General features: G+C 24.2%; 3 protein-coding genes. All 3 read left to right on the forward strand.

Annotated features, from left to right (window positions below; translation table 11 throughout):
- Nucleotides 1-79: 79 nt before the first annotated feature.
- Nucleotides 80-1,225, forward strand: a complete 1,146-nt coding sequence (locus tag ACRCYC_RS05280; RefSeq protein ID WP_438618057.1) for a DUF362 domain-containing protein — start codon at nt 80-82, stop codon at nt 1,223-1,225.
- Nucleotides 1,226-1,407: 182 nt separating this feature from the next.
- Nucleotides 1,408-3,405, forward strand: a complete 1,998-nt coding sequence (locus ACRCYC_RS05285; protein WP_438618059.1) for a sensor histidine kinase — start codon at nt 1,408-1,410, stop codon at nt 3,403-3,405.
- 253 nt (nt 3,406-3,658) lie between these two features.
- The coding region (locus ACRCYC_RS05290) for a GNAT family N-acetyltransferase (protein ID WP_438618061.1) at nt 3,659-6,266 on the forward strand (2,608 nt) is incomplete at its 3' end.

Raw genomic sequence — 6,266 nt, forward strand, 5'->3', positions numbered from 1 at the left:
TTTATGTTAAAATATGATAGGGTTAAGTTTTAATGGGTATTATGTATTTAATAAATAGAACTTTTAAAAGGGGATTAATATGAATTTTGTATCAGTAAGAAAATGTGATGACTATAGGTATGAAAATGTAAAATCATCAATAAATCAGAATTTAAAAGATATAGGTGGAATAGAAAAGTATATAAAATCAAACACTAAAGTATTGATAAAGCCAAATTTGCTTATGAAAAAAAGTCCAGAAGAAGCTACAACTACACATCCAATGGTAGTTAAGGTAATATGTGAGATGTTACTTAAACTAAATTGTGAAATAATAATCGGAGATAGCCCGGGGGGGCCATATACAATTTCTTCACTTAAAAGTATATATAAATCAACTGGGATGAAGGATATAGCAGATGAACTAGGAGTAAGTTTAAATTATGATGTAAGTGACATTAAGATAGAAAATAAGAATGCTAAAGCTTTAAGATTTATGGATATAATAACTCCAATAACTAAAGTTGATCATGTAGTAAATATATGCAAACTGAAAACTCATGGGATGGCAACTTTTACAGGTGGGGTTAAGAATTTATATGGGTCTATAGCAGGATTAAAAAAAGCAGAAATTCATTATAGATTTCCAAATGAAGAAGTATTTTGTGAGGATGTGTTATTAGATATATGTTCTTATGTAAATCCAACCTTGACTATTATGGATGGAATAATAGGTATGGAAGGAGAAGGACCATCAGCAGGAACACCAAGGCAAGTAGGTTTAACATTAGCATCATCTAGTCCATATGCATTAGATATAGTAGCTTGTAAAATTATAAACTTGGATATAAATAAAGTACCTACGATAAGAGGAAGTATAAAACGAGGATATATAAAAAAAGATTTGAGTGATATATCTGAACTAGGAGATGATATAAATAAATTTATTATAAAAGATTTTAAGATACCAAAAACAAGTAAAGATTTTAGGCTATTAGCATCAAGTATGCCTAAATTTTTACATGAACCTCTTACAAAAATATTAACTCCCAAACCAGTAGTTTCACATAAAGATTGTATAAATTGCAAAAAATGTATAGAAATATGTCCAGCTAAAGTTATAACCTTAAATAATAAAATAGAAATAGATTTAGAAAAATGTATAAGGTGTTTTTGTTGCCATGAGTTATGTCCTAAAAAAGCGATAGATATAAAAAGAAGTGTAATATTTAAATTGATAAAATAAATTGCAATTTAAATTATATTAAAAATAAAAAAAGTAAGAATACTAATAACTATGAATTTATAGAATATTTAAATGAGTCAAAATTAAGTGTTTTCAATGGTTTAAGAATTAAAAATGATGGTAATGTATAAATTATATGTTATAATTTAATTGTATAGATTGTAGAAAAAAGGGGAAATGGCATGGGGTACAAAAATATTTCAGAAAATATTAAAGAGCAAAAAAGAATTGACATAATAATTATACTTATAATTTCGACAGTTATGTTTGGCATTTATATTTTTAGACTCATAGAAATTGCAAGTTTAAAGACTATATTTGAATTGACAACAGCTGAATGTATAAGGATAGGTAGTATAATTTTAGCTATGTTAGGGGTTTTAAGTTGCTTATTGTCGTATAGAAGTAATAAAAAAGAAGAATTATTTATAATGTCACTTATGTATACCATGTTTTTCTTAGATATATGTATAGTAAATTTCATAACTTATTTAAATCCTAAATTAAGTGGATATAATGCAATAATAACCTCTTTTGTAAGAGCAACAATTATATATATAGCAGTAAGTGATTTTAATAAAATAAAAAAGATTATTATAAATAACAAAGTAAAAGCATTTTTTATTACAATTGGAATAAGTTGTTTATCTATATATATAGAATTTACTTACTTATATCCATATAGTAAAGAGACACTTACTTTTTATAAGTATTACAATATATTTTTAGCTATAGTATATATAATGATAGCTATTAGGTTTTTCTTGAAAAGCTTAAGGAAAAAAGAATATATATATAGTGTAATTGCATCAAGTGCACTTATGTTTTCAATAAAATCTATATATGATTTTTATTATTTATTAAATCCAATTAGAGAAGTAGCTTTAACTGCAAATTCAACGATATTTTTAGGATTTATAATTTTTATATTAGGATTATTTATTGAGTTAAGTCAAACTATAAAAATTAATAGAATTTTGGATGAACAGCGAAGTTTATTTATAAAAATTATTGATGAAAATAAGTATAGTAATATTATAATATGTGATGAAAATTATTATATAAAATATAAAAATGGAAAAGCTTTGGAAAATGTTAAAGCAAGCAATTATTTTAGTGATTTAGAAATAGGCAATAAATTTGATATAGAGAAGATATACAAAGGTGAGTTGGATATTAAAGAAGTTGAATGTAAAATATCACAAATAGGACATTATAGTAAGGATATATATATTAAAGATACAGATAAAATCCTAGATATTTCAATACAAGTATTTGAAATAAAAAATAAAAAATATAAAGTATTAACAGTAAAAGATGTATCACAAAAATACGAATTAGAAAAAGCTTTATTAGAATATGAAAAAATTAAACAAGAAGATATAATAAAAAATGAGTTTTTCTCTAATATAAGTCATGAATTAAAAACTCCTTTAAATATAATATATTCAGCTAACCAATTGTTAGGAATTAGTGTAGAAAAAAGTAATTTTAAAGATATGTATATAAAATATAAAGATTGCCTAGATATAAATTGTAAGAGGATGCTTAGATTAATAGATAATATAGTTGATATTACAAAATTAGATGTAGGTTTTAAATGTCCAGAATTTGATAATTACGATATAGTAAAGATTGTTGAAGATATGACCTTGTCTGTTGTAAGTTATGCAAATGTAAAAGGTATTGAGATTTTATTTGATACAGACATAGAAGAACTTGATATAAAATGTGATCCAGATATGTTGGAGAGAATAGTTTTAAACTTACTTTCTAATGCCATAAAGTTTAGTGAAGAAGGCGGAAGTATTTTAGTTGAAATTTTTAATAATAAAACTTGGGTTGGGATAAAAGTTAAAGATGATGGAATTGGAATTCCAATTAATATTCAAGATAAGATATTTGACAGATTTGTACAAGGAGATAAGTCCATGAGAAGAAAAAAAGAAGGTAGTGGAATTGGACTTAGTTTAGTAAAATCACTTGTAGAATTAATGGATGGAAATATATATTTAGAAAGTGATGGAAAAAATGGGACGGAATTTACTGTATTACTACCTAATAAGATAATAACAGAAGAAGACAAAATAGTTCATAAAGATTATCATGTAGACTTACAGAAAATACAGTTAGAGCTTTCAGATATATATGAGCTTTACACGGATGAATATAAATTTTAAAAAGATATAGGGTATAACTTATAATATGGTTATATTCTATATCTTTTTAATTTAATATTTACTATAGTATAAAAGAATAGGAGCTAATAAATAAGTATAAGTATATAATGGATTTGTTGAAAATACATTTATAAAATCTATAAGTGATCAATAACTTATAGATTTTATCTATTTTACACTTAAATGAATTTAACATATAATGAACTCAAGAAAATTTGGATAAATTGGTTTGAATATACAAAGGGAGATAGAGATGAAATTACAATTAGATATATATGATAGTTCATTTAAACACATAAGAAACATTAGTAATAACACACATAAAATTATATCAAAATTATGTATAGTTAAAGAAGAATCGTTTGCATTTCAGATTATGTTAAAAAGTGATGAAAAATTTTTCTGCCAGTTAGGAAACGTAAATGATATTCATTACTTAGGACTTAATAATAAAATAAGAATAGAATTAGAACTAGAAGAAAGCCTAAGAAATGATTTTAAAGCATCTTTTTTAGGATATATACAAAATGACAACAATGAATTGATAGGGGATCAAATATTAAATCAAAACTACATGTATATAGAAGAAGATCAAATGTTGTGGATAGAAGGAAAAATACCAAGTGATTTTAAGAAAGATTATATACAAATAAAAGTAAAAGCTTACTATACAAGTGAATACGAATCAGAAGTTTTGATAACAGAAGAAGTCATAAAAATAGAAGTTATAGATTATGTATTACCATCAGTAAAAGAAAGTGACTTCTTTTTAGATTTATGGCAACATCCATGTAATTGGGCTCGCTACTACGAAGTACCATACTATAGTAAAGAACATTTTACAATAATAGATAATTTTTTATTTTCAATGTCGAACTTAGGACAAAAAGTTATAGATTTAATAGTAACTGACTATCCATGGGCAGGACAGAGATGTTATGAAGTTCATGAAAATTCAAATAATTTATTTGAAATGAATATAGTTAGAGTATTTAAGGAACATGGAGAGATTCAATGTGATTTTTCAAATTTAGATAAATATATAGATTTATGTTTTAAATATAATATAAACAAAGAAATAAACTTATTTGGGCTTGTAGGAAATTGGGATGCTTTTAAATTTGGAAGTCCATTAAAAAACTATAAAGATGCTATAAGAATAAATTATTACGATAATGATAGAAAAACATTTGATTACATAAAAGATGAAAGTGACTTTGCAAAATATTTAAAATTATTATTTAATCATTTAGAATGCAGAGACTTACTAGATATAGTTAAAATTATGGTAGACGAGCCAGATAATATAGAAATATTTAATGAAAACGTAGAATTTATAAAGAAAAACTCAGGAAATAAAAACATAAAGTATAAATGTGCAATCCATCATCAAGAATTTTTTGAAAAATGTGATATAAATATAGAAAATTTATCTTTAAATACTTGTGAACTTATAAATAATATAAACAAGATAGATGATATAAAAAAAGAATTAAAAGGCAAAGGTGTATATTTTACTTGGTACTCTTGTTGTTTTCCGAATAAGTTGAATGTATTTTTAGAGTCTCCATTAATAGAATCAAGACTTAAAGGATGGTTTACTTACTATTGGAACTTAGATGGATTTTTAAGATGGGCATATGGTGTTTGGCCAGGGGATTTATTTAATAATGCTACTTATAAAAAAGAAAAATGGAAAGCTGGAGATATGTTCTTAGTTTACCCAGGAAAAGATATGAAACCTATGGATTCAGTAAGATGCAAAAATTTATTATTTGGAATCCAAGATTTTAATATACTTAAAGATATGGAATCTAAACTAGATAAAATAGTTATCAATAAAGAAATAGAAAACTTATTAGGTAAAAAATCTGAAATGAAATTTCTAGGTAGTAGAGACATTGAAATGGAGTATTCTTTAAATTATGAAGACTATATGGATTTAAGAAAAAAATTAATTAAAATGATAAAGCCTAGAAGCACAAAACCAGAAGAATTTGAAAATGTAGTTGGACTTATAAATAAAGTTTTTAGAGATTTAAGAGGGTATAAGCCAACGATGCAACAAGAATTTCCACTGTTATTAAATAAAAATAATGTAGATAATATGATTGTAATATCTAAAGATAATAAAATTGTTTCAGATGTAAACTACCTTATTCAAGATGTAAGTATACAAGGAAATAATATAAAAGTTGGATCAATAGGAGCTGTATGTACAGATCCAGATTATGAAGGAAATAGGTATTCATCTAGTATATTAGATTATGTTGAAGAAAAAATGCTAAATGATGGGGTAGATATTGTAACTATTTCAGGAACAAGGTCTTTATATACAAGAAGAAAATGCAGTCTGGTTAAAAATTGTTATCAATACAAAACCTATCCTAAAGATGTAGACCCACATTTAGAAGTTAAGGATTATGATAAAAGTTACTTAAATGAAATGATAGAAATATACAATCAAAATAGTACTAGATTTTTAAGAAGTAAAAATCAATTTGAAGCTTTATTAGAAAGTGCAACTATACCTTGGGGAAATTTAACTTATAAAAAGTTAGTGATCTTAAAAGATAAAAAACTAATAGGATATGTTATTTTAAGGATAATAGATGAAAAAAAATTAATGGGAGAAATAAGAGAAATATGTATAGACTCTATGTATAACTATGAAGTAGTTCAATATATTGCAAATGAATATAACTTAGAATATATAGTTCAAAATATACACATAAAAGATTTTATAAATCAGCCTAATAATTATGATGAAAAAGAAATAGTTAATTTAGATGGAAGTGTAAAAATAATAAATTATGAAAAATTATGTTGTAATTTAAACTCATACTTTAAACAATATTTAG

The sequence above is a fragment of the Paraclostridium sp. genome, from assembly GCF_051657365.1.
Taxonomy (GTDB): domain Bacteria; phylum Bacillota; class Clostridia; order Peptostreptococcales; family Peptostreptococcaceae; genus Paraclostridium.

Bases quoted from the DNA above. Each gene is read 5' to 3' on its own strand.
- ACRCYC_RS05280 (WP_438618057.1), top strand. From the start codon at position 80: ATGAATTTTGTATCAGTAAGAAAATGTGATGACTATAGGTATGAAAAT.
- ACRCYC_RS05285 (WP_438618059.1), top strand. From the start codon at position 1,408: ATGGGGTACAAAAATATTTCAGAAAATATTAAAGAGCAAAAAAGAATT.